We start from the raw sequence: 25,339 nt of genomic DNA on the forward strand, positions 1-25,339 counted from the left end.
CCATGGGTCTGAAAAATTTATTTGAAAAGTATGAGCACCATTTCGAGCCCGGTGGAAAGCTAGAAAAATACTATGCGTTATTTGAAGCAGTTTCGACTGTTTTTTATACGCCGGGTACGGTAACAAAAGGGCGTTCTCATGTCAGGGATACCATCGACCTGAAACGTATGATGATATTGGTATGGCTAGCGGTTTTCCCAGCAATGTTTTGGGGAATGTATAACGTTGGTAACCAAGCTATCCCAGCATTGCACCAATTATATAGTGGGGTTGAGTTACAACAAGTTCTCGCGAGTGATTGGCATTATAGCTTAGCGCAGTTTTTAGGCGCATCGCTTTCGATGGATGCAGGGTGGGGAAGTAAAATGCTGCTGGGTGCAGTATATTTCCTTCCTATTTATGCTGTAGTGTTTGCTGTTGGTGGTTTCTGGGAAATCTTATTTGCGATTATTCGTGGCCATGAAATCAATGAAGGTTTCTTTATTTCATCAATCTTATTCGCACTGATTGTTCCACCGACATTGCCTTTATGGCAAGCGGCATTAGGGATAACATTCGGGGTTGTTGTTGCAAAAGAAATTTTCGGTGGAACAGGGCGTAATTTCTTAAACCCAGCATTGGCAGGACGCGCATTTTTATTCTTTGCTTATCCAGCTCAAATTTCCGGTGACCTAGTTTGGACTGCTGCGGATGGCTTCTCTGGTGCAACACCATTATCACAATGGGCAACCGGTGGTGAGCATGCGCTAATGAACACAGTGACTCATGAACCTATCACTTGGATGCAAGCCTTTTTAGGTAATATGCCAGGTTCAATCGGTGAAGTGTCAACTCTGATGCTGTTTATTGGTGGGGCTCTTATCATGTTCTTCCGCATTGCATCATGGCGCATTGTTGCTGGTGTGATGGTTGGTATGATCGTAATGTCCTACCTATTCAACGCCATCGGCTCTGATACCAACCCGTTATTTGCTATGCCATGGTGGTGGCACATGGTACTTGGTGGCTTCGCATTCGGTATGATTTTTATGGCGACAGACCCAGTATCAGCTTCATTCACAGACAAAGGTAAATGGGCGTACGGCATTTTGATCGGTGTAATGTGTGTCCTTATCAGGGTTGTTAACCCAGCTTATCCAGAAGGGATGATGCTGGCGATCCTATTCGCCAACCTGTTTGCTCCTCTGTTTGACTATCTGGTCGTTCAAGCAAATATTAAGCGGAGAAAAGCTCGTGGCTAATGAAAAACCAATGAATAACGATAGCGTCGGCAGAACATTTCTAGTTGTTTTTATTCTTTGTCTAGTGTGCTCTATTGTCGTCGCAGGTGCTGCCGTTGGTTTAAAACCACAGCAGCAAGAACAAATTCAGTTAGATACTCAACGTAACATTTTAAGTGTTGCTGGATTGCTACAGCCTAAAATGACCGCTGAGGAAGTTCAAAATGTGTATAAGGAACGCATCGAACCTAAGCTTTTGAATTTTAAAACTAATGAATTATCTGACAGCACTAGCCGTTATGACTTAAATAGCGAGCTACGCAGCGAAGAAACGAGTATTGCACTCTCTCCTGCAGAGGATATTGCAAAAATCCGCCGCCGTGCCAATAGTGCTGAAATCTACTTGGTTAAAGATGAAGCAGGAAAAATATCACAAATTATTTTACCTGTTTATGGCTCTGGTTTGTGGTCTGTCATGTATGCCTTTATTGCGGTAGATGCAGATGGCGTTACCTCTCGTGGTATTACTTACTACGCACATGGTGAAACACCAGGGCTGGGTGGTGAGGTTGATAATCCTCAGTGGAAAGCACAATGGCCAGGTAAAAAACTGTTCAATGAACAGGGGATCCCGGCAATTAAAATCGTGCGCGGTGGTGCTACAGATAACCCATACGGTATCGACGGCCTTTCAGGTGCGACTCTAACATCAAACGGGATCCAATATATGTTTGATTTCTGGTTAGGGGATAACGGTTTTGGTCCGTTCCTGAAAAAAGTACGTGAAGGAGCGCTGAATAATGGCTGATTCAAAAGAAGTAAAACGCGTCCTGCTTGGGCCGCTATTTGATAATAACCCAATTGCTTTACAGATATTAGGGGTTTGTTCTGCATTGGCAGTGACAACAAAGTTAGAAACCGCGCTTGTTATGACGATTGCTGTAACCTTAGTAACGGCTTTTTCTAACTTCTTTATTTCACTCATTAGGAACTATATTCCGAGCAGTGTGCGTATTATCGTTCAAATGGCGATAATTGCATCTTTAGTTATTGTCGTTGACCAAATTTTACGTGCATACGCCTATGAAATATCAAAACAACTTTCTGTATTTGTTGGCTTGATTATTACTAACTGTATCGTCATGGGACGTGCTGAAGCTTACGCAATGAAAGCTCCACCAATTGAAAGCTTCATGGACGGTATTGGTAACGGTCTAGGTTATGGTGTGATCCTTGTTTTAGTCGGTTTTTTCCGTGAGTTATTTGGTTCCGGCAAATTGTTTGGTATCACAGTTTTTGAATCACTACAAACCGGTGGTTGGTACATGCCAAATGGCTTGTTCCTCCTCGCGCCAAGTGCATTCTTTATCATTGGTATGCTGATTTGGGGACTACGGACTCTGAAACCAGCTCAGGTAGAGAAGGACTAATCACATGGAACACTATATTAGCCTGTTTGTTAAAGCCATCTTTATTGAAAATATGGCATTAGCATTTTTCTTGGGAATGTGTACTTTCCTTGCGGTATCGAAGAATGTAAAAACCGCTTTTGGACTGGGTATCGCTGTAACGGTCGTTCTTGGGATCTCTGTTCCAGCCAATAACTTGGTATACAACTTGGTATTACGTGATGGTGCGATTGCGGAAGGTGTTGACTTATCCTTCTTGAACTTCATCACTTTTATCGGGGTTATTGCCGCGTTAGTTCAGATCCTGGAAATGATTTTAGACCGCTACTTCCCGTCACTGTATAACGCGTTAGGTATCTTTTTGCCATTGATTACCGTTAACTGTGCAATTTTCGGTGGTGTTTCTTTCATGGCTCAACGTGATTATAACTTTAGCGAATCGGTCGTGTATGGGTTTGGTTCGGGGATCGGTTGGATGCTCGCAATCGTATTACTGGCGGCTATCCGTGAGAAGATGAAGTACTCAGATATTCCATCGGGTCTAAAAGGGTTAGGTATCACCTTTGTGACAACCGGTTTAATGGCATTGGGCTTTATGTCCTTCTCCGGTGTGCAGCTATAAAGGCGAGAAGAATTCATGGAAATTATTATTTTAGGTGTCGTGATGTTTACCCTGATTGTCTTGGTGCTGACAGGTTTAATCCTGTTTGCAAAATCCAAGCTAGTCAATACAGGGAACATCAAAGTTGAAGTTAATGGCGATCCGGACAAAAGCTTTGAAGCTCCAGCGGGTGACAAGCTATTAGGCATGTTATCAAACCAAGGTATTTTTGTTTCATCAGCGTGTGGTGGTGGTGGTTCTTGTGGTCAATGCCGTGTGACAATCAAAGAAGGCGGTGGTGATATCCTGCCGACTGAGCTTTCTCACATTAATAAGCGCGAAGCAAAAGAAGGCTGCCGGTTAGCGTGTCAGGTCAACGTTAAACAAGATTTAAAAATTGAGCTTCCAGAAGAAATTTTTGGTGTGAAAAAATGGGAGTGTGAAGTTATTTCTAATGATAACAAAGCCACTTTCATTAAAGAGCTGAAACTGAAAATCCCAGAAGGCGAGGTTGTACCTTTCCGTGCAGGTGGTTTTATTCAGATTGAGTGTCCACCACATGTTGTCAAATATGAAGATTTTGATGTGCCTGAAGAGTACCGAGAAGATTGGGATAAATTTAACCTGTTCCGTTATGTGTCTGAGGTTAAAGAGCCAACTGTTCGCGCCTATTCTATGGCAAACTACCCGGAAGAGTATGGCATTATTATGCTAAACGTGCGTATAGCTACGCCACCTCCTCGTAATCCAGATGTCCCACCGGGGATCATGTCTTCTTATATTTGGTCATTAAAGCCAGGGGATAAAGTAACGATTTCTGGGCCGTTTGGTGAGTTTTTCGCGAAAGAAACGGATGCAGAAATGGTGTTTATCGGTGGTGGTGCAGGAATGGCGCCAATGCGTTCTCATATATTTGACCAGCTGCGTCGTTTGAATTCTAAACGTAAGATCAGTTTCTGGTATGGTGCACGTTCAGTCCGTGAAATGTTCTACACAGAAGATTTTGACCAACTGGCTGCAGAACATGAAAACTTTACATGGCATGTCGCGCTTTCAGACCCTATGCCTGAAGATAATTGGGATGGTTATACAGGTTTCATCCATAATGTTTTATATGAAAACTACTTAAAAGACCATCCAGCGCCAGAAGATTGTGAGTTCTATATGTGTGGGCCTCCAATGATGAATGCTGCTGTGATTAAAATGTTGAAAGACCTCGGTGTTGAAGATGAAAATATCTTATTGGATGACTTCGGTGGTTAAGCAACTCAGCTGATTTTATTAGACTTATCAAAGTCAGTAGGCAGTAATACTTTAAAGAGGGGAAATATTTTCCCTCTTTGTGATTTTAGTAAATCGATTAAGTGCTAATTTGTTAGCATTTAATCGATATATTTATAATTATTTTGACTGGAACATTCTCTGCATGGGTGACGATGTAAAGTGTGTTAATAGTCTGGGCGACCTTAACAAAATGCGCTCATGATTGACGCGGAGAAAATTATGCTAAGTAAAAGAATCTATACCCCAATACTGCTATTTGTTGCGGCTCTGTTTCTTACTGCCTGTGGTGGACCTGAACAACAGAACCTTCAGGGACAAACGATGGGCACGTACTATTCGGTTAAATATGTTACAGACTCTTCGGAGCCAAAGCCTGAAGCTATTCAAGCTGAAATAGATAAACGGTTAGAAGAAGTTAACGACCAAATGTCAACATACCGCCCAGATTCAGAATTAAGTCGTTTTAACCAATTTAAAGAAGTGAATACACCATTCCCTGTTTCTGCTGCAACGGCAACAGTGGTTAAAAAAGCGATTGAAATTAATAAGCTGACAAGTGGTTCATTAGATGTAACGGTTGGACCTTTAGTTAATTTATGGGGTTTTGGCCCTGAAGGAAGAGTGACTAAAGCACCTTCAGATGAAGAGTTGGCTAAACGTAGAGCCTGGACAGGTATCGAAAAACTCTCCGTTCAAGATAATAACCTAATTAAAACAATCCCTGAGCTGTACGTCGACCTTTCCTCAATTGCTAAAGGTTATGGTGTTGACGTTGTTGCTGAATATTTAGAATCATTAGATATCAATAATTATATGGTTGATATTGGTGGTGAAGTACGTACAAAAGGAACAAATGGTAAAGAAGTACCATGGCGTATTGCAATAGAAAAACCTGTAGCGGATGGGGTAAGCCAAACAGCACAGGAGGTCATTGAACCCGGTGACCGTTCTATTGCCACATCAGGGGACTATCGCAATTATTTCGAACAAGATGGTGTTCGTTTTTCTCATACCATTGACCCGAAAACAGGAAAACCAATCACCCATAATTTAGTTTCTATTACGGTGATTGCAGAAAATTGCATGAGTGCTGATGGCTTATCTACAGGGCTAAATGTTTTGGGGCCTGAAGCTGGCTTTGCTTTAGCTGAAAAAATGAATATTCCTGTTTTCATGATTGTTAAGACAGATAAAGGTTTTGAAGAGCGTTATACTAAGGCATTCGAACCGTTTTTAACCAAAAAACAGTAGTTGTGGGAGGACAAAAAAATGCTTAATATTTTCATTGCAGCCTTTGCACTGTTTTTGTTGGCCTTTTTAGGCATGTCACTTGGGTACATTATTAAGCGTAAGAGTATTCAAGGTAGCTGCGGTGGGTTAAGCAGTATTGGTGTTGAAAAAGTGTGTGATTGTCCCGAACCTTGTGATGCACGTAAGAAACGCATGGCACGCGAAGAAGCACGTAAAAAACTGCTCAATAAAAACCGTATTATATAATTCAACTCTTCATTTATAGACCTTAGCTAACAGTATTGTTGGCTAAGGTCGCTATGAAAGACCATTATACAATTTAATCTTACAGACATGCTTTAATATAACTTGTTATTATGTAATAAAATAAAATGATTATTTTAAATAATGTAAGTTAAAACTAAGCTATTATTGAAATAACTTAGTTTTTATATTGAAGTATATTATTTTCTAAATGCTTTAGGTGAATCAACCATTACAGCATCAGCACCAATTTCTTTTGCGAGTTGGTAGTCACTTTCATTATTAACACCAAAAACAATGATATAAGCCTTGCCATTTTTTCTAAAACAATCAATAGCTTCTTTGTCCCATGAAATAACCGCAGGTGAACGAGCTTCACCTAGAGTGTATTTCTCAACAACTTCAATTTTTCGATGTAATTCAAAACCGAACCAACGGGTTTCAGATTCATGATTTTTCATAGGACATTGATGGCTTATCACACTATTTGCCAGTATAGTGCGAGTTTCATCTCGGCTTTCGAATAACTGTAATTTAGGCTCAAGAGTTTTTAGTGCATTTAAAAATGCGCCATTAGTTGAATAAAAACGTACTCGATTAACACTATGTGTGTCTTTCAATAGATTAAGAATAGCTTTTGCTTGAATATTAGGGTCTGCATCAGGTGATTTCAGGTCAACATAGAAAGTTGTATTCGGATATTCTTGCAAAATAGTTTTTAACGTACTAATCGTGGTTTTCTGCAAAGGAAATTGTTGATTATGTTTTTGGCTAAATTGGTAAGCTGCATTGACTTGGTTTAGTTGCTCAGCTGTGTAAGTGGATACCTTACCTTTTTTATCGGTTAGTTCATCCAGTTTACTTGGACGATATAAAACTAATTGATTGTCTTTACTTAATTGTACGGTTATCCAAATCGCATCTGACTTATTTTTAATCGCTAAATCAATAGCGTAAAGCGTATTTTCAGGAGCATCCGCAGTTCCTGCTCGGTGCGCAACAATTTTAGGGGATAGTGCAAAAGCGGTCTGGCTAGCAAACAGTATTATGAGAGTTGCCATAAACTTAACATATTTTGATGTTGATATAATTGCCATAGATATAATCCATAGATAGTTTTCAAGGTATTGTCGTTGATAAAACAACTCTTTTTATTACTTTCTTGTTTAAAAGTAAGTATTAATGCTTGTTTTTAAGACAAACTTTAAATAAAGCATTTAATTAGGTAGCTTGGCAGATAATTATTGCAATATGATGAATTGCCTAATTATCATTAAGTTATCTCCCTGCTCATCAATTTTATGGTGACGTAGCAATAATTGCATAGCCAATAAATATACTGTATATTTAATCAGGTGTTTGATTGGCAGAGCTAACCCGTGCGTAAAATTATTCATATTGATATGGACTGCTTTTATGCAGCGATAGAAATGCGGGACGATCCCAGCCTTCGCAATGTGCCTATTGCGGTGGGGGGAAGTGCAGATCGTCGAGGTGTGATTAGCACTGCAAATTATGAAGCTCGTCGCTACGGTGTTCACAGTGCGATGTCCACAGCAATTGCACTTAGGCTTTGCCCGCACTTGAAAGTTGTTCCTGGGCATATGGCACTTTATAAAGAAACCTCTTTGCATATTCAAAAGATATTTGCACGCTATACAGACCTCATAGAACCTCTTTCTCTTGATGAAGCTTATTTGGATGTCACGGATTGCACACAATTGCACGGCTCTGCAACGTTAATCGCAGAGGCTATTCGTCAGCAAATTTTCGATGAACTGCAATTAACGGCTTCAGCAGGGATAGCGCCAATAAAATTTTTGGCAAAGATTGCTTCAGATATGAATAAACCTAATGGTCAATTCGTAATCACTCCGCAAAATATCGAACAATTCGTTCTTAACTTGCCTCTAAAAAAGATCCCTGGTGTGGGTAAGGTAACAGCCCAAAAATTAGCGGATATGGGGTTGATGACTTGTGCTGATGTTCAAAAATATGATGTTGTTGCATTGATTAAAAGTATGGGTAAATTTGGGCAGGTACTATGGGAGCGTTGCCATGGTATCGATGAGCGAGCTATTAACCCTGATAGGCTAAGAAAATCAGTGGGGGTTGAACGCACGCTTGCAGTGGATATTGACCAATGGACCGATTGTTTACAGTTACTTGATAAATTATATGACGAATTACAACGGCGTTTGGCGAAGGTAAAACCTGACCTACGAATTGCTCGCCAAGGTGTGAAATTTAAATTTGCAGACTTCCAGCAAACCACACAAGAACACGTATATCCAGTTCTTAATAAACAAGATTTGGTGCAAATAGCGAAACAAGTTTGGGATAATCGTCGCTTAGGGCGTGGTGTTCGGCTAGTTGGTTTACATGTCATGCTGCAAAGCCCGCAGCTTGAACGACAATTGTTACTCGAATTATAAAAACACCCATCTGGTGATGGGTGTTTGGCTTTTAGGTCATCAACAGTTTATTCTTTGACAGGAATAGCTTTTAAAACCGCTGTTAATAATTTCCAATACTCACCAACGCTTGCAATATGCACACGTTCATCAGGGGAGTGTGCACCGCGAATCGTTGGCCCAATTGAAACCATATCCATGTCTGGGTAAGGTTTTTTGAATAGACCACATTCAAGGCCTGCGTGGATCACCATCACATTAGGGATTTTACCAAACAGCTTGTTATAGGTCTCGCTGACTAAATGCATGACTGGTGAGTCTGCATCCGGCTGCCAACCAGGGTAACTGCCTTCTGCTCGGTATTGGGCTTGTGCTAGTTTACTGATAGATGTCAGCATGTTAACAACGTAGTTTTTACCGCTATCAATGAGTGAGCGAACAAGGAAGATAATTTCTGCTTTATCTTCAGTAAGGCGTACAACACCTTCGTTAAGTGACGTTTCAACGACGCCGATAGCAACATCACTCATGCGAATTACACCGTTTGGCGCCGCATTTAAGAAGAAAACAAAACGTTTTTGGCAGTCATCAGAAAGCGCTTTTAGCTCACTCTGTGTTTCGTCTAGTAGCAGCACAAGGTTAGGTTCGACGACAGCTAATTCGTTTTTCAGAATATCTTCATAGCGTGTTCTTAATGCCGTTAATTCAGTAACTTTGTTTGCTGGAACAGCAATAACGGCATAGGCTTCACGAGGAATCGCATTACGGACAGTACCGCCTCTGAAATCTAATAATTTTAGGCTTAAATCTTCTGCGTGTCCTGCCAGAAAACGCGCTAGCAGCTTATTGGCATTACCTAAGCCTAAATGTACATCACCACCTGAGTGCCCACCTTTCAAGCCTTTTAGGGTCATTGTGAAAGTTTTATAGCCTTGTGGTAATGCTTCACGAGTCAGGTCAAATGTGGTTGTGAAATCAACACCACCGGCGCAACCCATGTAAATTTCACCTTCTTCTTCTGAGTCGGTGTTAATCAGAATATCGGCTTGCAACCAGCCTGCTTTCAAGCCAAAGGCACCTTCCATACCGGCTTCTTCGGTCATGGTCAGGAGAACTTCCATTGGGCCATGTTCAACACTATCATCGGCAAGAACCGCCAATGCAGAAGCCAAACCAATACCGTTGTCAGCACCTAAAGTGGTGCCTTCAGCTGTGACCCACTCTCCGTTAACATATGGGCGAATTGGGTCGGTTTTAAAGTCATGTACCGTGTCGTTATTTTTTTGTGGCACCATGTCTAAGTGAGCTTGTAAAACAACACCTTTACGGTTTTCGTAACCAGGCGTAGCCGGTTTACGGATCAGAATATTGCCTACTTCATCACGTTCAACGTGAAAGCCTTTTTGTTTTGACCAATCAACAATATGTGCGGCTAAAGCCTCTTCATGGTATGAAGGGTGTGGAATAGAGCAGATTTTAGCGAAAATGTCCCATAGCGGTTGGGGGGATAATGTAGCAAGTTCAGACACGTTTTTCTCCTTTTCCCGTCATATTTTGAGTTGTAGCGTTGTTGGCTTCACTCGTAAACCCTAGTCACATACTTATGTATGTTCCTAGGGATTTTCTCATTTGCCGCCTAGCCACAACCCAAATTATTTAGGGAAAATATTTAATTTCCTTGGGGTATGGCATCACTAGTTTTATTGACCGAGCAACTCAAATTACCTCAGAGATTTTTAGTTGAGTTATGTTAGTTACTAGCTTGATATGCAAAATTAAATGATGCATTGCTGATAAACTCAGGATAACACTTTCTTTTAAGCAATGGACAGTGTAAATGATAATAATTAATGGTGAATGACGCTTTTTGCTGGTTTTTAACCGGCCAAATCACTATAATCTCGCGCAACCTTTTTTCCGCAAGACACATTTCAGATTTACTCAGCAGTCGGGACCCGAATTTTATGAGCGAAAAATATGTCGTAACGTGGGATATGTTGCAAATACATGCCCGTAAACTCGCACAACGTTTATTACCAGTAGAGCAATGGACTGGTATTATCGCGGTTAGCCGTGGTGGCCTTGTTCCTGGTGCACTTCTCGCACGTGAGCTTGGTATTCGTAACGTTGACACCGTTTGTATTTCTAGCTATGACCATGACAACCAGCGTGAATTAACCGTGATTAAACGCGCCGAAGGTGATGGTGAAGGCTATATTGTCATTGATGACCTAGTTGATACTGGCGGTACAGCACAAGCTATTCGTGATATGTACCCTAAAGCGCACTTTGTGACTATTTTTGCTAAACCAGCGGGTCGTCCATTAGTTGATGATTACGTAGTCGATATCCCACAAGACACATGGATTGAACAGCCATGGGATATGGGTGTCGTTTTTGTTAAACCGTTGTGTGAACAAGATAAATAAGTCTGTGTTTCAGGCGATTTTTAGGTGAAAAAACATTGTTATTATAAAGTGTTATCGACTTTATTGATTGCAAGAACACATTAATACCTAAAATATTTAAGCTAAACACGATATAATTTGGGGAATGCATTTTTGCATTCCCTTTCTTTTTTTTGGCCAAATTCAACTCCGATAGACAAGGAAATAGGGATGACTCAGCAAAACCTTTCAGAAAAACTTTTCAAACCTAAAGTCAGGCAAGTTGAAACGTCAACATTAGTCTCTTATTCATCTCAAACCATTTCTCAAATCAAAGAACATAGCGTGTTAAATGGGGCCCATCATGCGGGGTGGTATCGTATGATCAACCGCTTAATGTGGATTTGGCGGGGGATAGACGCCTTAGAAATTGAAGATGTACTGAGCCGTATTGCTATCTCTGATGCACAGCGCAGTAATGATAACTTATTGGATACCGTCATTGGCAATCGTCGCGGAAACTGGTGTTTCGAATGGTCCCAGCAAGCCATGCATTGGCAACAAAAAGCGTTAGAGTTTGAAAAAGGTGCAGAGGCAGGGGACGCTTGGTTGCGTTCAGCTAACTTGTACAGTATCGCTGCTTACCCATTTATTAAGGGCGATGAGCTTGCTGACCAAGCTATTTTGCTGGCATGCAAAGCTTATGATAGTGCAGCGAAATTTTCTCAATACCGCTTAAAGAAAATTCCATTTAAAGTTGATGGTGGAAAAGAAGTCTGCGGTTTTCTACATATCCCTTCACAGGGGCAAGGGCCTTACCCGACTGTGATGATCTGCGGTATGTTAGATAGCTTACAGATTGATTTTTGCCGCTATTTTCGTGATTACCTCGAACCTCTTGGCATTGCGATGCTAACACTGGATATGCCATCCATTGGTTATTCGGTTAAGCAAAAGTTGACGCAGGAAACAAGCACTTTACATGAGCAAATCGTTCGTCAACTAGGGGATATTGCTTGGATTGACCATACGCGTTTTGGTATTGTGGGCATGCGTTTTGGCGCAAATATAGCATTAAGATTAGCTTATATGTGCCCGGATAAAATTAAAGCAGTCGCTGTCATAGGGCCAATTGTGCACAGCTTATTGCATGAAGAGAAGTATCAGCAAGATATTCCTCGGATGGTTTTGGATGTGTTCGCCAGTCGTTTGGGTATTTATCAAGTTGATGGTTCTGCTTTACGGCATGAATTAAGCTGTTATTCACTTAAAAATCAGGGGCTTTTAGGGAAACGTAGTCAAGTCCCAATGTTATCAATTAGCCTTAAGGATGATATTTATAGTCCTAAAGCGGAATCTGATTTAATTCGACGTTCATCGATGGATGCTGACACGATAATGCTACCAAGCAAGCCTGTTTTTGCTAATTTCGAAAAGGCATTAAGTGAAACTACCAGCTGGTTGAAAGCAAAAATACTTTAATTTTATTTAATAACTTGCTTATTTTTTCCCATTTGTTAAAAAGGGGTCTTCCCAAGAAGGAGATCCTTAACATGGCTTTACCGACTGATTACTCAAATGGAAAGTATTTAAAGAAGTTTGCTACGATAGGACCTTATTTACGTGAAAAACAATGTGTAAATGGTTGTTATATATTTGATAGCCTTGTTGTTTGTGTAAACGCAAATATTGCGCCAGAAAAACGTGAATTTTGGGGGTGGTGGCTAAAATTGGTTGCAACTGATAAAGGCTTTGAGTTTACTTATCATTTTGGCCTATACAATAGCCATGGTAGTTGGCAAGTTAAAACACTGAAAGATGCAGCAACTATTGAGGCAATTGAGCAAAATTTAGTGTCTTTTCATCAAGCCCTTGCTAAACAATTATCTGAACTTGAGTTAAGCCTCTTTCCCTCCCCGCTAATGGCAGAATTAAAACTGGAATTAAGCGCATAAATTTGTTTTAAACCAACTTTTGTTGAATTTTGCGTTATGCCTGTTGGCATAACGCGCTTCTCCTGATAAAAATGATACCTACTTTTTGGTTTATTAATCCTAATGGCAGAAAAATGATGAAAAATAGCCAGACGCTGGTAGTTAAATTAGGGACCAGTGTATTAACAGGGGGCTCGCGCCGTTTAAATCAAGCTCATATTGTTGAGCTGGTTAGGCAATGTGCGCAGCAATATGAAAAAGGGCATCGTATTATTATTGTGACTTCTGGGGCAATTGCCGCAGGTCGTGAACACTTAAATTACCCCGAACTGCCGGCTACCATAGCATCTAAACAGTTGCTTGCGGCGGTCGGCCAAAGTCGTTTAATTCAGTTATGGGAACGGTTATTCTCCATTTATGGTATTCATATCGGGCAAATGTTACTGACACGAGCCGATTTAGAAGACAGAGAACGTTTTTTAAATGCACGAGATACCTTACAAGCACTGCTAGATAACGGAATCATTCCTGTTATCAATGAAAACGATGCCGTTGCTACTGCGGAAATCAAAGTCGGTGATAATGACAATCTCTCTGCTTTGGCTGCGATCCTCGGAGATGCTGACAAACTGTTATTACTGACTGATATCGAAGGCTTATATGATGCAGACCCACGCAGCAATCCAAATGCAAAATTGATCCCGGAAGTGTATGGTATTAATGATGAGCTTCGTGAAATGGCGGGGGGAAGTGTCAGCGGGTTAGGAACCGGTGGAATGGCAACTAAACTGCAAGCGGCAGATGTCGCGGGCCGCGCAGGGATTGATGTTATCATTGCAGCTGGAAATAAACCGGATGTGATTAATGCGGTTATTGAAAACCTTCCGGTTGGCACCCGTTTTTATGGGCAAAAAAATCCAATGGAAAATCGTAAACGTTGGATTTTCGGAGCTCCAGCCGCTGGGGATGTGTATATTGATGATGGTGCACAATTGGCGATCATGGAAAAAGGCAGCTCGTTATTGCCAAAAGGTATTCAGAAAATTGAAGGCGATTTCTCTCGAGGTGCAGTGATCCGTATTCGTAATATGGCAGGAAAAGACCTTGCTCATGGGGTCAGCCACTATAATAGTGATGCACTGAGAATGATTGCGGGGCACCATTCACAAGAAATCAGCAAAATACTTGGCTATGAACACGGTTCTGTGGCTGTTCATCGTGATGATATGATAGTGAGTTAATTATGTTAGAGACAATGGGTAAGGCAGCAAGGGTTGCTTCATGGCAATTAGCTCAGTTAAGCACCAAACAAAAAAATGCAGCATTATTACAAATTGCTGATCTATTAGAACAAGACAATGCCGTTATACTCGCAGCGAATCAAAAAGACATGGCGCAGGCAAAAGCAAGCGGTATGACCGAAGCGTTGCAAGACCGCTTATTATTGACGCCAGAGCGTTTAAAAAGTATTGCTGATGATGTCAGAAAAGTATGCCAATTAGCGGATCCTGTTGGGCAAATCATTGATGGAAGCCAATTGGATAGCGGCTTAAATTTACAGCGCCGTCGTGTCCCATTGGGGGTTGTCGGTGTCATTTATGAAGCTCGCCCTAATGTCACTGTTGATGTGGCTTCGTTATGTTTAAAAACAGGTAATGCGGTCATTTTGCGTGGCGGGAAAGAGACGCATCATACTAACCTTGCAGTAGTGAGTGTTATTCAAAAAGCATTAGAGAATAGCGGGTTACCAGCGGATGCAGTACAAGCTATTAATAACCCTGACCGTGAGTTAGTCGCACAATTACTCAAATTAGATCGCTACGTTGATATGCTAATTCCTCGGGGTGGTGCAGGTTTACATAAATTATGCCGTGAGCAATCAACGATCCCAGTCATTACGGGGGGAATTGGCGTTTGCCACACATTTGTTGATAAATCCGTAGATTTTAATAAAGCGATTAACGTGATTATTAATGCAAAAGTTCAGCGCCCAAGTGCCTGTAATTCACTTGAAACATTATTAGTTCATAAAGAGATTGCGAATGAGTTTTTACCGTTTTTAAGTGAAAAAATGGCGCAGCAACAAGTGACATTGCATGCGAGTGAGAAAGCGCTTCCCTTGCTAAAAGAAGGCCCAGCAAACGTTGTTGATGTAAAACCTGAAAACCTTGTTGATGAATGGCTATCACTGGATCTTAACGTCGAAATTGTTGATGATATTGACGCGGCTATCGACCATATTCGCCATTATGGCACCGCACATTCTGATGCTATCTTGACAGAATCCATTCATCAAGCTGACTATTTTGTTCAGTGTGTAGATTCAGCAGCGGTATATGTTAATGCAAGTACGCGTTTTACCGATGGTGGGCAGTTCGGTTTAGGTGCAGAAGTTGCCGTGAGTACGCAAAAACTGCATTCACGTGGCCCTATGGGGTTAGATGCTCTGACAACGTATAAATGGATCGGATATGGCGACTTTTTAAGTCGCCCATAAAGAGTCAACATGATGAGATAGCCACACTTGTGTGGCTTTCTTTTTTTATTTGCCAAATAAGGCAATTTATCATAAGCAAATTTGTAGTTAGTATTGCTTAGTATTTATGATGATGGGATGAAATTTAATGTTTTACATTATCGGTCCAAGAGGTTCGGGGAAAACCACAATAGGTAAAAAACTTGCAGAATCTAAAGGTTATCAATTTGTTGATACAGATAAATTGATTTTAGAAAAAGCTGGAAAAAGTATTGCTGAAATTGTTGAACAGCACGGCTGGGATTACTTTCGTCAATTAGAGACTGACGTTCTTAAGTCGATTAAGCAAAATAACATGATTGTATCTACTGGTGGAGGCCTTGTTCTTGCAGAAGAAAATCAGCAAATTATGCGTAATAACGGCACCGTTATTTATTTAAATACCAATCCTGAAGTTTTAGCAAAACGCCTTGCTGCGGAACCACAAGCCGATCAGCGGCCAAGCTTGACGGGGAAATCTTTAGTTGAAGAAATTGAAGAAGTGATGCAGCAAAGGGAGCCTATATATCGCGCGACAGCACACCATATTATTGATGCTGCGCAGCCAGTCGACGATATCATCACACAACTTAATGATTTAACTTAAACGTATTTATGGTAAGTCATCGGTATTTTAGGAATATACCAATTAGAGTAAATGGAGCGGCTCAGTAAGATAGACGCAGCTAAGGGTAGAAACGTATCACTCTAATATATCAAAATATAATCATAGTATAGGGATTCATTATGTTGGCAAAGGTAGTCAAAACAGTACTTAAATTTTTATTTCGTGTACAAGTTATTGGCGATGCGAAAGAATTTAATCAAGATAAATGCTTAATTACACCTAATCATGTTTCTTTTCTTGATGGTGTATTGATTGCACTTTTCTTGCCTGTTAAGCCTGTATTTGCTGTTTATTCGACATTTGCCACACCAAAAATGGTGAAGCGCCTTAAGCCTTATGCAGATATTGTTCCTCTTGATCCCGCCAACCCACTAGGTATTCGTCACCTTGTTAAAGAGGTAGAAAAAGGTCGTCCGATAGTTATTTTTCCCGAAGGTCGAATTTCAGTTCATGGTTCTTTAATGAAAATATACGAAGGTGCAGCGTTTGTGGCAGCTAAGTCAGGAGCAAAAATTGTTCCTATTCGTATAGAAGGTGCACAATATAGCCATTTTGGGCGTCTGAAAGGGATTTTTCCATTAAAATGGTTCCCGAAGATCACATTGCATATCTTGCCGGCACAAGAAATTCCTATGCCAGAAGCTCCTAGAGCGGTAGAACGTCGTGCTCTGGCGGGTGAACATCTGTACCAAATCATGAAATCCGCACGTATGTCTTGTTTACCACAAGTCACATTAGTTGAAGAATTTATTCAAAGTGTCCAGTTTTTTGGGCGCCGCACGCCTTGTATTGAAGACATCGCATTTAAAGAAGATTCATATCAATCTCTATTGAAAAAAACCTTAGGGGTTGGTCGTATTATTGAACGTTATACTCATGAAAATGAAAGGGTTGGCTTATTACTGCCAAATGCGACAGTCACCGCGGCTGCAATTTTCGGTGCTTTAATGAGAGGCCGAGTACCTGCTATGCTTAATTACACTGCGGGCAGTCATGGTATTAGCAACGCGTTAAAAGCTTCTGCTGCAAAAGTGGTCTTTACTTCCCGCCAGTTTTTGGAAAAAGGCAACTTAACGCATATTCCAGAGCAAGTGCCAGAAGCTAGTTGGATTTACCTTGAAGATTTAAAAGACACAGTAACATGGCAAGATAAATTATGGATTATTAAGCACTTATTTAACCCTAAAAAAGCTATTGTTCCCCGTAAACCGTCCGATGAAGCGATTGTTTTATTTACATCCGGCTCAGAAGGTACACCAAAAGGTGTTGTCCATAGCCATGCCAGTTTAATGGCAAACGTAGAACAAATTAAAACAATCGCTGATTTCACACCACGTGACCGCTTTATGTCGTCACTGCCGCTGTTTCATGCATTTGGTTTGACGGTTGGGCTATTTATCCCGCTATTTTCAGGGAGCCGAGTTTTCCTTTACCCAAGTCCATTGCATTACCGGATCATTCCTGAATTAGTCTATGACAAAAACTGTACCGTCTTATTTGGGACATCAACCTTTTTAGGTAACTATGCACGGTTTGCTCATCAGTATGATTTTGCACGTTTGCGTTATGTGGTTGCCGGCGCAGAAAAATTATCAGATAAAACGAAAAAGATCTGGTTTGATAAATTTGGTATCCGAATTCTTGAGGGCTATGGGGTAACTGAGTGTGCACCAATTGTATCAATCAATGTCCCTATGGCCGCGAAAGAAGGTTCTGTAGGGCAAATTCTACCTGAAATGGAAGCGCGAATTATCCCGATTTCTGGTATTGAGCAAGGCGGAAAATTACAGCTTAAAGGCCCAAATATCATGAAAGGGTATTTGCGTGTTGAAGCGCCAGGCGTACTTGAAACACCGCAAGCTGAAAATGCACAAGGTGAAATAGAGGAAGGTTGGTACGACACCGGTGATATCGTTGAATTAGATCATAAAAATTTCTGTACGATAAAAGGCCGTGTTAAGCGTTTTGCTAAACTTGCAGGCGAAATGGTTTCCCTCGAAAGTATTGAGCAAATGGTGGCCTCTCTTTCTCCTAATGCAAATCACGGTGTGGTGACAAAGCCAGATAGCAGTAAGGGTGAAGCGCTTGTTTTGTTCACAACAGATAAAGAATTAGACCGTAGTGCATTGTCTAGCGCAGCCAAAAGCAAAGGGTTAACCGAGTTAGCGGTTCCCCGCGATATTCGTTTTGTTAAAGAGTTGCCAGTACTTGGTAGTGGTAAAACGGACTTTGTTACATTAAAACAAATGGCATTAAAGGATGAATAAGATGCAAGAAAGTACTTCCAATTCGCCGTTAATGAGCAGAGGAATGAAAGCCGTACTTGCTTCACAGTTTCTCTCTGCATTTGCAGATAATGCACTATTGTTCGCCATATTAGCCCAGCTTAAAGCCGAGTTCTATCCTGAATGGAGCCATCCTATCCTGCAAATGGTGTTTGTTTTCACGTACATCGTTTTAGCGCCGTTTGTTGGGCAAATTGCAGATAGGTTCTCAAAGGGCCGAGTGATGTTGTTTTCTAACATCTTCAAATTTATTGGCGCATTAGGAATTTGTTTTGGCCTAAACCCATTCCTTTGTTATGGGTTAGTGGGGATCGGAGCCGCTTCATATTCGCCAGCTAAATACGGTATTTTGGGTGAACTGACCGGGGGAGATAACCTTGTTAAGGCCAATGGTGTCATGGAAGCTTCAACAATCGCAGCCATTTTAGTGGGCTCAGTTGTTGGCGGAATGCTTTCCGATATTAACTTAATCTTAGCGCTGGGAACATGTGCTGTACTCTACGCACTAGCCGTTATTGCGAATTTTTTCATCCCACATTTAGACGCTGCGAGGCCGGGAAAAGGTTGGGATCTTAAATTGCTGATGACGTCTTTTTTCAGTGCGTGCCGCGTGCTATGGGCAAACCAAGAAAGTCGTTTTTCACTAGTCGGAACCAGTTTGTTCTGGGGGGCCGGGGTAACACTGCGTTTTCTGCTTGTTGCATGGGTACCTGTGGCATTGGGGTTACAAGACAACACAACGCCGACTATTCTAAATGCGATGGTTGCCGTGGGAATAGTCGCAGGTGCTGGGCTTGCTGCCAAATTTATTACCCTAAAAACAGTTTATCGCTGCATTCCTGCAGGGGTTATTATCGGGGTGATGGTGGTGTTACTTTCCTTGCAAACAAATATCATTCCATCCTATTTCATTTTAATCATTCTCGGTGTTTTTGGTGGTTTATTTGTTGTTCCATTGAATGCATTATTGCAAGAAAAAGGGAAAGAAACCGTTGGGGCAGGGAATGCGATCGCGGTACAAAATTTAGGTGAAAATAGTGCAATGCTGATTATGTTAGGCTTGTACTCATTAGCAATTAAAGCAGGTTTGTCAGTTGTGAATGCAGGTATTGGTTTTGGTGCTGTCTTCGCAATTGCGATAGCGGGTTTATGGGTTTGGGATCGCGCTCGTAAAAAAATGGCATAAAGGTAGATAACATCATGATAGATGAGAAGCGGCTTGAAACATTGAGTATTCAGGTTGGGCTGAAACTGAAAGAACAGGGTAAAACAGTCACAACCGCGGAGTCTTGTACTGGAGGCTGGGTTGCTAAGGTTTTGACTGATATATCGGGTAGTTCCGACTACTTTCAGCGCGGTTTTGTGACTTACAGCAATGAGGCAAAGCACCAAATGATCGGTGTTAAAAGTGAATCTTTACAGCGGTATGGCGCGGTCAGCCAACAGGTTGTTTCTGAAATGGCGGAGGGCGCTTTACAAGCAGCTTGTACAGATTTTGCTATTTCAGTCAGTGGGATTGCAGGCCCGGGGGGCGGTAGTGTAGAAAAACCTGTTGGTACGGTATGGTTTGGTTTTGCACAAAAACAGGCAGACCAGACAGTATTTGTCACTACACAGCATAGAGTGTTTCAAGGAAACAGAAACGAAGTTCGTTTTCAATCAACAGTTTATATACTCGAAACACTTTTAGAGCAGTTAAATTAAAAATTTTCTTGATACTGTATGATTATACAGTATAATTAGTTTCAACAAACCGAATTCAATCGTTTTATCTGCAGTGGTCAAATCATTGCACTTAGGGAGTAAACATGGCTATTGATGAAAACAAACAAAAAGCACTTGCAGCAGCATTAGGCCAAATTGAAAAACAATTTGGTAAAGGTTCCATTATGCGTCTTGGTGAAGACCGCTCTATGGATGTTGAAACTATCTCAACAGGCTCCTTATCCCTTGATGTTGCATTGGGTGCTGGTGGCTTGCCACTAGGCCGTATTGTTGAAATCTACGGCCCTGAAGCTTCAGGTAAAACAACACTAACTCTGCAAGTTATTGCTGCCGCACAGCGTAGTGGTAAAACGTGTGCTTTCATCGATGCTGAACATGCTTTAGATCCCATCTATGCTAAAAAGCTAGGTGTAGATATCGATAACTTACTGTGTTCTCAACCCGATACCGGCGAGCAAGCCCTAGAAATTTGTGATGCATTAACTCGTTCAGGCGCAGTTGATGTGATCATCGTTGACTCCGTTGCCGCGTTAACACCGAAAGCTGAAATTGAAGGTGAAATTGGTGATTCACATATGGGCTTAGCAGCTCGTATGATGAGCCAAGCAATGCGTAAGTTAGCGGGTAACTTAAAAACATCTAACACTCTATTGATCTTCATTAACCAAATTCGTATGAAGATAGGTGTTATGTTTGGTAACCCAGAAACAACAACGGGTGGTAATGCATTAAAATTCTACGCATCTGTTCGCTTAGATATCCGTCGTATTGGCGCAGTGAAAAATGGCGAAGAGATCGTTGGTAGTGAAACTCGCGTTAAAGTAGTAAAAAACAAAGTTGCAGCACCATTTAAACAAGCTGAATTCCAAATTTTGTATGGTGAAGGTATTAATACCTTTGGCGAGTTAATTGACCTGGGTGTAAAACATAAGTTAATTGAAAAAGCTGGGGCCTGGTATAGCTATAACGGCGACAAGATTGGCCAAGGTAAAGCTAATTCAACAAATTATTTAAAAGAGCATCCAGACGTCGCTCAAGAAATTGATACTAAACTGCGTGAAATGTTATTGAACCACACGGGTGAATTTAGTAGTGCGGCAACAGACTTTATCAATGATGCTGATGAAGAAGAAGCACCAGAAGAATTTTAATATCAACATAATTATTTGATTTATATGTTATTTGTAGGCGTCCCGCTCAAGTGGTGGCGCCTGTTTTGTTTTAGACCTATCGCATTAATAGTTTATTGAACAGTTTTTCTGTGGAAAAATACATCAGTGCAAGGTATAAACATACTTTCAGAAAATATCTATACGCTTTACAATGAAAGCTGCGAATGGATGTATCTATATTTTACTTCTGCACAAAGAGACTTTATCTTATCAGTCACTTTTTAATCGGAGAGTTGATTAGAGGTGATGTTACATTCCATCTCAACAATTCGTAATTCTGTTTCCAGCTTGATATCGGGATAAATATGAGTAAAAGCACCGCTGAGATCCGTCAAGCGTTTCTCGACTTTTTCCATACAAAAGGTCATCAAGTGGTCTCTAGTAGTTCACTAGTGCCAAATAATGACCCTACACTATTGTTCACAAACGCAGGGATGAACCAGTTCAAAGATGTATTTCTTGGCCTGGATAAAAGAGCATATTCCCGAGCGACAACCGCGCAACGCTGTGTGCGTGCAGGTGGTAAACATAACGACTTAGAAAATGTGGGCTATACCGCCCGCCACCATACATTTTTTGAAATGTTAGGCAATTTTAGCTTTGGCGATTACTTTAAGCATGACGCTATCCGTTTTGCTTGGGAGTTATTGACTAGCGATGAATGGTTTAACTTACCAAAAGAAAGGTTGTGGGTGACCGTTTACGCAACTGATGACGAAGCTTATGATATCTGGAATAAAGAAATAGGTATTCCAGTTGAGCGTATTATTCGTATTGGTGATAACAAGGGCGCACCATATGCGTCAGATAACTTCTGGCAAATGGGTGATACTGGTCCTTGTGGCCCATGTACCGAGATTTTCTATGATCACGGTGATCATATATGGGGAGGGCCTCCGGGAAGCCCTGAAGAAGACGGTGACCGCTATATTGAAATTTGGAACTTAGTCTTCATGCAATTTAACCGTCAGTCTGACGGGACAATGGAGCCTCTACCAAAACCTTCAGTTGATACAGGAATGGGCTTAGAGCGTATTTCTGCGGTACTGCAGCACGTTAATTCAAACTATGAAATTGATATCTTCCGTGACCTTATCGCTGCGGCAGCTAAAGCAACTGGCGCAACAGATTTAGAAAATAAATCATTACGTGTTATTGCTGACCATATTCGCTCTTGCGCATTCCTTGTTAGTGATGGTGTTATTCCATCGAATGAAGGCCGTGGTTATGTTTTGCGTCGCATTATCCGTCGTGCTGTTCGTCACGGTTATATGCTTGGTGCAAAAGACACTTTTTTCTACAAATTAGTTGCGCCACTGATTAAAGTCATGGGGCCTGCGGCAGAAGAACTTGGACGACAGCAAGCGATAGTTGAAAAAGTTCTCAAGACTGAAGAAGAGCAATTTGCGCGTACTTTAGAGCGCGGTCTTCAATTATTAGATGAAGAACTTGCATCACTGAAAGGGGATACCCTAGATGGTGAAGCGGCATTCCGCTTATATGACACTTATGGTTTCCCAATTGATTTAACGGCAGATGTTTGTCGCGAACGCAATATTAAAGTCGACGAAGACGGTTTTGAGCGAGCGATGGAAGACCAGCGCCGTCGTGCGCGTGAATCCAGTGGTTTTGGTGCGGATTATAATTCTTTAATTAAAGTCGATAAGCGTAGTGAATTCTCCGGTTATCAATATGATGAGCAACAAGCTACTATTACTGCACTCTATAAAGATGGCCACCCTGTAGACAGCTTGAATGCTGGTGAAGAAGGCTTAGTTATACTCGATAAAACGGCATTTTATGCCGAATCTGGTGGGCAAGTCGGCGATACGGGTTACTTAAACAATGACAATGCAAGCTTTAAAGTCACTGACACACAAAAATATGGTCAAGCAATTGGGCATATTGGTAAGGTAGAGGTGGGGTCACTGGTTGTTAACCATAGAATTACAGCTTTTGTGGATAGCGCTAGACGTGATGCGATCCGCTTAAACCACTCAGCAACACATTTACTGCATGCGGCATTACGTCAAGTATTAGGCGACCATGTTTCTCAAAAGGGTTCATTGGTTAATGATAAATACTTGCGTTTTGACTTCTCTCATTTTGAGGCGATGACACAAGAACAACTACGTGAAGTAGAAGATATTGTGAATGCGCAAATTCGTAAAAATTCAGAAATTGAAACTGAACTAATGGATTTAGAAGGTGCTAAAGCAAAAGGTGCTATGGCATTGTTCGGTGAAAAATATGAAGAGCGTGTGCGCGTTCTGAGTATGGGGGATTTCTCTATCGAGTTATGTGGTGGCACACATGCGCGTCGCACTGGTGATATTGGTTTATTCCGTATTTTGAGCGAATCAGGTACGGCTGCAGGTGTTCGCCGTATTGAAGCGACGACAGGCTCAATGGCGATTGAAAGCATACATAATCAATCAGAGCAACTTTCGGCAATTGCACACCTAGTAAAAGGTGATATTAATAGCCTTGTCGAGAAAGTAAAAGCGGCATTAGATAAATCTCGCCAGCTCGAAAAAGAAATTGTGCAACTAAAAGATCAACAAGCATCTCAAGAAAGTGCTTCACTAAGTAGTAAAGCGAAAGAGGTGAAAGGCATCAAATTGTTAGTCACTCAATTAGGAGATACTGATCCTAAGTTATTGAGAACTATGGTTGATGACCTTAAAAATCAGTTGAAATCAGCGATTATCGTGCTTTCAACAACAAGTGGTGATAAAGTCAGTATGATCGTTGGGGTAACTAATGATTTGACGGCTAAAGTTAAAGCAGGGGATTTGATTTCCCACATCGCAAGCCAGGTAGGTGGTAAAGGTGGCGGTCGCCCAGACATGGCTCAAGCAGGAGGTACTGACGTTAGCGCATTACCTGCTGCTATGGCGAGTGTCGAAGAGTGGGTTGAAGCACGCCTGTAAGCACTTACAACGTTGCCTCATTGAAAAATGAGGCAACTTTAATCTGTTGCGGCATTGTTAATGTATCGTTTGTAGTGCTATATTTTGTTTGTAAATAATTAGAATGCTTGTATTGATGGCATCAATGCTTTAGGTGAATGTCATTGCTTTGCGTTTTCACGGTGTGTGATGGACAATAGCGGGGATACCTAGAGACCCGACTCTTTTAATATTTCAAGGAGCAAAGAATGCTTATTCTGACTCGTCGAGTTGGTGAAACACTCATGATAGGCGATGAGGTAACAGTTACTGTATTGGGTGTCAAAGGCAACCAAGTTCGTATTGGTGTTAATGCCCCAAAAGAAGTTTCTGTTCACCGTGAAGAAATTTATCAACGGATCCAGGCTGAAAAGACTCAACCAGATAATCAATAATAATGAATAAGCGTCCAATGATTGACCACACAGCAAGAATGGGCGCTTGTCTTACTCTCATTATTTCTAGGAACATCCTTTCTTTTTTATAACTATCTTTCCTCGAACTCATTTTATTGTTTAGTCTTAGGTCCCTTTGTGCTGAGAGTTTATTTTCTTTTGTTTGAAATATAGGCAAATCAATCCTGTGAACTCATTTTTATTCATTTATAGAATGATTTTGTCCCTGTATTTTTATTTATAAAGTTAGTGCCATAAGGGCTGAAATGTCTCTTTTTCGGTGTTAAACTAATCATCTTGCTTGTGAAATGTGCAAACAGACAACGGAATGCAAAAAGTTTGGAAAAATTGTTTGACTTCTAAGTCTAGGAAAGTAATATGTGCGCCACACAGCAACGAGATGTTTGAAAAAACAAATCGTGTGTAACTAAAATATGGTGAGGTGGCCGAGAGGCTGAAGGCGCTCCCCTGCTAAGGGAGTATGCGGTCAAAAGCTGCATCGAGGGTTCGAATCCCTCCCTCACCGCCATTTTAGATTATGCATCCGTAGCTCAGCTGGATAGAGTACTCGGCTACGAACCGAGCGGTCGGAGGTTCGAATCCTCCCGGATGCACCATCTTTAACCCTATGAGAACATCTGATGGGGTGTTGTTTCGGTTTTAGCAACCAAACAAAGCAGTAACTAAGAAATTGATTTATAGAAGTAGAAGTTGATAAAGAAGTTTGAGAGAGCAGCACATCTTGCATTAAGTATGCATCCGTAGCTCAGCTGGATAGAGTACTCGGCTACGAACCGAGCGGTCGGAGGTTCGAATCCTCCCGGATGCACCATCTCTTAGCTAATAACTTAGCGATATCAATAATACCTTATTAATTTAATTCAATAATAGTTATTGTAACTATCGATTTACTATCGACCAAATT

Annotated in this window: 22 protein-coding genes and 3 tRNA genes; 23 read left to right on the top strand and 2 right to left on the bottom strand. The window is 41.2% G+C overall.

The features are described from left to right. Positions 1 to 2: 2 nt before the first annotated feature. The 7 genes from M1E86_RS04525 (at position 3) to nqrM (ending at position 6,011) form a co-directional block, all read left to right on the top strand. A complete protein-coding gene (locus M1E86_RS04525; RefSeq protein WP_213912866.1) occupies positions 3 to 1,241 on the top strand; it encodes an NADH:ubiquinone reductase (Na(+)-transporting) subunit B in 1,239 nt (412 codons plus the stop codon). Beyond that, entirely contained in the window at positions 1,234 to 2,028 is a 795-nt protein-coding gene (locus M1E86_RS04530; RefSeq protein WP_426099265.1) for a Na(+)-translocating NADH-quinone reductase subunit C, read from the top strand. The genes M1E86_RS04525 and M1E86_RS04530 overlap by 8 nt, the downstream gene beginning before the upstream one ends. Then, positions 2,021 to 2,650 carry an NADH:ubiquinone reductase (Na(+)-transporting) subunit D gene (locus tag M1E86_RS04535; RefSeq protein WP_213912864.1) on the top strand — a complete coding sequence of 210 codons (630 nt, stop codon included), beginning with the start codon at positions 2,021 to 2,023 and terminating at the stop codon, positions 2,648 to 2,650. The genes M1E86_RS04530 and M1E86_RS04535 overlap by 8 nt, the downstream gene beginning before the upstream one ends. Before the next feature lie 4 nt (positions 2,651 to 2,654). Then, entirely contained in the window at positions 2,655 to 3,251 is a 597-nt protein-coding gene (gene nqrE / locus M1E86_RS04540) for an NADH:ubiquinone reductase (Na(+)-transporting) subunit E (protein ID WP_125893647.1), read from the top strand. Positions 3,252 to 3,266: 15 nt separating this feature from the next. After that, positions 3,267 to 4,493 (top strand): NADH:ubiquinone reductase (Na(+)-transporting) subunit F, encoded by a 1,227-nt coding sequence (gene nqrF / locus M1E86_RS04545; protein ID WP_213912863.1) that lies wholly within the window; start codon positions 3,267 to 3,269, stop codon positions 4,491 to 4,493. A gap of 240 nt (positions 4,494 to 4,733) precedes the next feature. Further along, the gene (locus M1E86_RS04550) at positions 4,734 to 5,765 is read left to right on the top strand and encodes an FAD:protein FMN transferase (RefSeq protein ID WP_125893643.1); all 1,032 of its coding nucleotides are present in this window, start codon (positions 4,734 to 4,736) and stop codon (positions 5,763 to 5,765) included. Positions 5,766 to 5,783: 18 nt separating this feature from the next. Further along, the gene (gene nqrM / locus M1E86_RS04555) at positions 5,784 to 6,011 is read left to right on the top strand and encodes a (Na+)-NQR maturation NqrM (protein WP_102139747.1); all 228 of its coding nucleotides are present in this window, start codon (positions 5,784 to 5,786) and stop codon (positions 6,009 to 6,011) included. A gap of 197 nt (positions 6,012 to 6,208) precedes the next feature. Here the strand turns inward: nqrM and M1E86_RS04560 are convergent, their stop codons facing one another. Continuing rightward, complete coding sequence (locus M1E86_RS04560; protein WP_213912862.1) at positions 6,209 to 7,105, bottom strand: glycerophosphodiester phosphodiesterase family protein; 897 nt, start codon at positions 7,103 to 7,105, stop codon at positions 6,209 to 6,211. A gap of 282 nt (positions 7,106 to 7,387) precedes the next feature. Here M1E86_RS04560 and dinB point away from each other — a divergent pair, with 282 nt between their 5' ends. After that, a complete protein-coding gene (gene dinB / locus M1E86_RS04565; protein WP_125893639.1) occupies positions 7,388 to 8,443 on the top strand; it encodes a DNA polymerase IV in 1,056 nt (351 codons plus the stop codon). Positions 8,444 to 8,490: 47 nt separating this feature from the next. Here dinB and pepD read toward each other — a convergent pair whose 3' ends face one another. Continuing rightward, positions 8,491 to 9,951: a beta-Ala-His dipeptidase gene (pepD, locus tag M1E86_RS04570; protein ID WP_125893637.1), complete on the bottom strand. Its 1,461-nt coding sequence runs from the start codon at positions 9,949 to 9,951 to the stop codon at positions 8,491 to 8,493. Positions 9,952 to 10,386: 435 nt separating this feature from the next. Here pepD and gpt point away from each other — a divergent pair, with 435 nt between their 5' ends. The 15 genes from gpt (at position 10,387) to M1E86_RS04645 (ending at position 25,246) form a co-directional block, all read left to right on the top strand. Further along, the gene (gpt, locus tag M1E86_RS04575; protein WP_102139783.1) at positions 10,387 to 10,851 is read left to right on the top strand and encodes a xanthine phosphoribosyltransferase; all 465 of its coding nucleotides are present in this window, start codon (positions 10,387 to 10,389) and stop codon (positions 10,849 to 10,851) included. 189 nt (positions 10,852 to 11,040) lie between these two features. Beyond that, complete coding sequence (gene frsA / locus M1E86_RS04580) at positions 11,041 to 12,291, top strand: esterase FrsA (protein WP_213912861.1); 1,251 nt, start codon at positions 11,041 to 11,043, stop codon at positions 12,289 to 12,291. A gap of 71 nt (positions 12,292 to 12,362) precedes the next feature. Beyond that, positions 12,363 to 12,764, top strand: a complete 402-nt coding sequence (crl, locus tag M1E86_RS04585) for a sigma factor-binding protein Crl (protein WP_213912860.1) — start codon at positions 12,363 to 12,365, stop codon at positions 12,762 to 12,764. A 116-nt stretch (positions 12,765 to 12,880) separates the two neighbouring features. Continuing rightward, positions 12,881 to 13,984 (top strand): glutamate 5-kinase, encoded by a 1,104-nt coding sequence (gene proB / locus M1E86_RS04590; RefSeq protein ID WP_102139782.1) that lies wholly within the window; start codon positions 12,881 to 12,883, stop codon positions 13,982 to 13,984. Positions 13,985 to 13,986: 2 nt separating this feature from the next. Beyond that, the gene (proA, locus tag M1E86_RS04595) at positions 13,987 to 15,240 is read left to right on the top strand and encodes a glutamate-5-semialdehyde dehydrogenase (protein WP_213912859.1); all 1,254 of its coding nucleotides are present in this window, start codon (positions 13,987 to 13,989) and stop codon (positions 15,238 to 15,240) included. 127 nt (positions 15,241 to 15,367) lie between these two features. Beyond that, a complete protein-coding gene (gene aroL / locus M1E86_RS04600) occupies positions 15,368 to 15,865 on the top strand; it encodes a shikimate kinase AroL (protein WP_125893629.1) in 498 nt (165 codons plus the stop codon). Between the two features lie 140 nt (positions 15,866 to 16,005). Continuing rightward, entirely contained in the window at positions 16,006 to 18,153 is a 2,148-nt protein-coding gene (gene aas / locus M1E86_RS04605) for a bifunctional acyl-ACP--phospholipid O-acyltransferase/long-chain-fatty-acid--ACP ligase (RefSeq protein ID WP_213912858.1), read from the top strand. Between the two features lies 1 nt (position 18,154). Then, entirely contained in the window at positions 18,155 to 19,357 is a 1,203-nt protein-coding gene (lplT, locus tag M1E86_RS04610; RefSeq protein ID WP_125893625.1) for a lysophospholipid transporter LplT, read from the top strand. Positions 19,358 to 19,371: 14 nt separating this feature from the next. Beyond that, positions 19,372 to 19,875, top strand: a complete 504-nt coding sequence (gene pncC / locus M1E86_RS04615) for a nicotinamide-nucleotide amidase (RefSeq protein ID WP_213912857.1) — start codon at positions 19,372 to 19,374, stop codon at positions 19,873 to 19,875. Positions 19,876 to 19,979: 104 nt separating this feature from the next. Further along, on the top strand, positions 19,980 to 21,047 hold the full coding sequence (gene recA, locus M1E86_RS04620) for a recombinase RecA (protein WP_125893621.1): 1,068 nt from the start codon (positions 19,980 to 19,982) through the stop codon (positions 21,045 to 21,047). Positions 21,048 to 21,373: 326 nt separating this feature from the next. After that, a complete protein-coding gene (alaS, locus tag M1E86_RS04625) occupies positions 21,374 to 24,001 on the top strand; it encodes an alanine--tRNA ligase (RefSeq protein ID WP_213912856.1) in 2,628 nt (875 codons plus the stop codon). 227 nt (positions 24,002 to 24,228) lie between these two features. Further along, complete coding sequence (csrA, locus tag M1E86_RS04630; RefSeq protein WP_004264815.1) at positions 24,229 to 24,414, top strand: carbon storage regulator CsrA; 186 nt, start codon at positions 24,229 to 24,231, stop codon at positions 24,412 to 24,414. Between the two features lie 436 nt (positions 24,415 to 24,850). Next, positions 24,851 to 24,943 (top strand) — tRNA-Ser (locus M1E86_RS04635). An 11-nt stretch (positions 24,944 to 24,954) separates the two neighbouring features. Next, a tRNA-Arg gene (locus tag M1E86_RS04640) sits at positions 24,955 to 25,031 on the top strand. A gap of 138 nt (positions 25,032 to 25,169) precedes the next feature. Continuing rightward, positions 25,170 to 25,246, top strand: a tRNA-Arg gene (locus M1E86_RS04645). Positions 25,247 to 25,339 lie beyond the last annotated feature (93 nt).

Origin of the sequence: Providencia sp. PROV200, from assembly GCF_049901995.1 — a bacterium.
Classification (GTDB): Bacteria; Pseudomonadota; Gammaproteobacteria; order Enterobacterales; family Enterobacteriaceae; genus Providencia; species Providencia rettgeri_E.

Bases quoted from the DNA above. Each gene is read 5' to 3' on its own strand.
- M1E86_RS04525 (WP_213912866.1), top strand. From the start codon at position 3: ATGGGTCTGAAAAATTTATTTGAAAAGTATGAGCACCATTTCGAGCCC.
- M1E86_RS04535 (WP_213912864.1), top strand. From the start codon at position 2,021: ATGGCTGATTCAAAAGAAGTAAAACGCGTCCTGCTTGGGCCGCTATTT.
- nqrE (WP_125893647.1), top strand. From the start codon at position 2,655: ATGGAACACTATATTAGCCTGTTTGTTAAAGCCATCTTTATTGAAAAT.
- nqrF (WP_213912863.1), top strand. From the start codon at position 3,267: ATGGAAATTATTATTTTAGGTGTCGTGATGTTTACCCTGATTGTCTTG.
- M1E86_RS04550 (WP_125893643.1), top strand. From the start codon at position 4,734: ATGCTAAGTAAAAGAATCTATACCCCAATACTGCTATTTGTTGCGGCT.
- nqrM (WP_102139747.1), top strand. From the start codon at position 5,784: ATGCTTAATATTTTCATTGCAGCCTTTGCACTGTTTTTGTTGGCCTTT.
- M1E86_RS04560 (WP_213912862.1), bottom strand. From the start codon at position 7,105: ATGGCAATTATATCAACATCAAAATATGTTAAGTTTATGGCAACTCTC.
- gpt (WP_102139783.1), top strand. From the start codon at position 10,387: ATGAGCGAAAAATATGTCGTAACGTGGGATATGTTGCAAATACATGCC.
- frsA (WP_213912861.1), top strand. From the start codon at position 11,041: ATGACTCAGCAAAACCTTTCAGAAAAACTTTTCAAACCTAAAGTCAGG.
- crl (WP_213912860.1), top strand. From the start codon at position 12,363: ATGGCTTTACCGACTGATTACTCAAATGGAAAGTATTTAAAGAAGTTT.
- proB (WP_102139782.1), top strand. From the start codon at position 12,881: ATGAAAAATAGCCAGACGCTGGTAGTTAAATTAGGGACCAGTGTATTA.
- proA (WP_213912859.1), top strand. From the start codon at position 13,987: ATGTTAGAGACAATGGGTAAGGCAGCAAGGGTTGCTTCATGGCAATTA.
- aroL (WP_125893629.1), top strand. From the start codon at position 15,368: ATGTTTTACATTATCGGTCCAAGAGGTTCGGGGAAAACCACAATAGGT.
- aas (WP_213912858.1), top strand. From the start codon at position 16,006: ATGTTGGCAAAGGTAGTCAAAACAGTACTTAAATTTTTATTTCGTGTA.
- lplT (WP_125893625.1), top strand. From the start codon at position 18,155: ATGCAAGAAAGTACTTCCAATTCGCCGTTAATGAGCAGAGGAATGAAA.
- pncC (WP_213912857.1), top strand. From the start codon at position 19,372: ATGATAGATGAGAAGCGGCTTGAAACATTGAGTATTCAGGTTGGGCTG.
- recA (WP_125893621.1), top strand. From the start codon at position 19,980: ATGGCTATTGATGAAAACAAACAAAAAGCACTTGCAGCAGCATTAGGC.
- alaS (WP_213912856.1), top strand. From the start codon at position 21,374: ATGAGTAAAAGCACCGCTGAGATCCGTCAAGCGTTTCTCGACTTTTTC.
- csrA (WP_004264815.1), top strand. From the start codon at position 24,229: ATGCTTATTCTGACTCGTCGAGTTGGTGAAACACTCATGATAGGCGAT.